General features: G+C 69.6%; 3 protein-coding genes and 1 pseudogene. 2 read left to right on the top strand and 2 right to left on the bottom strand.

The annotated features are described in order from the left end of the window. Positions 1 to 152: 152 nt before the first annotated feature. The gene (locus tag FV222_RS25725) at positions 153 to 545 is read right to left on the bottom strand and encodes a transcriptional regulator (protein ID WP_210248512.1); all 393 of its coding nucleotides are present in this window, start codon (positions 543 to 545) and stop codon (positions 153 to 155) included. Continuing rightward, on the bottom strand, positions 512 to 688 hold the full coding sequence (locus tag FV222_RS31565) for a BrnT family toxin (protein ID WP_246685668.1): 177 nt from the start codon (positions 686 to 688) through the stop codon (positions 512 to 514). Before FV222_RS31565 ends, FV222_RS25725 begins: the two co-directional genes overlap by 34 nt. Before the next feature lie 188 nt (positions 689 to 876). On the opposite strand from FV222_RS31565, the gene FV222_RS25715 reads away from it, so the two are divergent. Together FV222_RS25715 and FV222_RS31560 are read left to right on the top strand one after the other, a co-directional pair. Then, positions 877 to 1,311 (top strand): CopG family transcriptional regulator, encoded by a 435-nt coding sequence (locus FV222_RS25715; RefSeq protein WP_187277478.1) that lies wholly within the window; start codon positions 877 to 879, stop codon positions 1,309 to 1,311. A gap of 47 nt (positions 1,312 to 1,358) precedes the next feature. Further along, positions 1,359 to 1,531, top strand: a pseudogene (locus FV222_RS31560) (esterase); the annotation flags it as partial.

The raw sequence follows: 1,531 nt of genomic DNA, 5'->3' as shown, positions 1-1,531 counted from the left end.
GCCCGCACAACCCGCGCCCGCCTCACCGACGCCGAGCGCGCGCGCCACGCCGCCTTCCGCGCAAGCCTCGGTGGCAACGCGATCTGGGCCGAGTACATCGGCGAGGATTCTGCGGTCTGACGATGGTCGATCGGTTTACACGCCCGCGGGGATCACGAGGTCCCGGTGGACCTGTCCGATTGTCCGCCCAAAGCGTCCATGGCGGCTTCGGGCATCCGCGAGACGACGACGAGGAGAGCCGCCGCCGGTTCTAGGGTGACGCGTCCCTGTTCCCAGTTGCGCCGGGTGCCGAGGGGAATGCGCAACGCCGCGGCGATTTCCTTCTGCGTCAGCCCCAGACGCACGCGAAGCGCCTGGGACGACTCGACCACGCGGGCGGCATCCGGCACGGGAAGGTCGCCGTAGCCGTCTTCGCTCCGGTACGCCTCGATCTGCGCCTCGGTGGTTGCGTCCAGCTTGGCTCGATCGACCGGCGGCGCACGCGTGCGGAGTTCGCTCAGACTGATCTTCGTCACAAGGCACACTCCTTCCGATGCGACGGCCATGCGGTGATGATCCAACGGATCGGCGCGCCCGCTTCCGTCGTCCGGTCGACGTAGACCACCGTGTAGAACGTGCCGTCCCGGACGCCGACCGCGACCATCCGGATCTCACCGTCATCCGTCCGGGTGTCCTGCCACGCGACCACCGGATCGAGGAAGATCCCGGTCGCATCCGCGAAGCCGCAGCCGCGCGTGCTCGCTCCTTGCGGGGCTGGTCCTCCGCCCCATGACCGATCCGCCGCATCACGTCTTGGTGCGCCGCCGCAAAATCGTATTGCAATGCAAAAACCGCTTCCCATATGCCATCCACACGGATGGTGACGGGATGGTCGCGATGATGGAAGCGATGGTGCGGCCCAGAACCGCGAAGGTGCCGGCCCGGCAGCACGACAGCGAGAAGATCACGATCAACCTCGGGCATGTCGATCTCGGGCATGTCGACCTCCTCGTCGCGGAAGGGCTGTTCTCGAACCGCAGCGACTTCATCCGCACCGCGATCCGCAACCAGATCGAGCGGCATGCCGACGTGACGCGCCAGTCGGTGGCGCGGCGCAGCGTCGAGCTCGGCCTGCGCCACATTGACCGGGCGAGCCTCGAGGCGGCGCGGGCCGAGGGGCGAATGCTCGACATCCGCGTGCTCGGCCTCGCCACCATCGCCACAGACGTGACCCCCGAACTCGCCCGTGCGGCGATCGCCTCCCTCGACGTGCTCGGCAGCCTCCAGGCCAGCCCCGCCGTCCGCGCCGCCCTGGCCGACCGGCTGCGCTGAGCCGCCCCGCCCTTTCCGATCCGCCCCCGGCGATCCGAGGACATCCCATGACCGATCCTTCCGAGCAGATGCGCGACCGCTTCGCCGACATGATGGAGGCGACCCGGCTCACCGGTGCGGGACGCCTCGCCGAGGCGACCGACCTGATCCAGCGCAGCCTCGGCGGCCTCGCGCCGCCGCGGGACGCCCCGAAGGCGATCGAGCCGCCGACCCTCGACCT

The sequence above is a fragment of the Methylobacterium sp. WL103 genome (assembly GCF_008039885.1).
GTDB classification, from domain to species: Bacteria; Pseudomonadota; Alphaproteobacteria; order Rhizobiales; family Beijerinckiaceae; genus Methylobacterium; species Methylobacterium cerastii.
The sequence above is the reverse complement of the archived record's forward strand: the minus strand, read 5'-3'. Positions and strand labels throughout refer to the sequence as shown.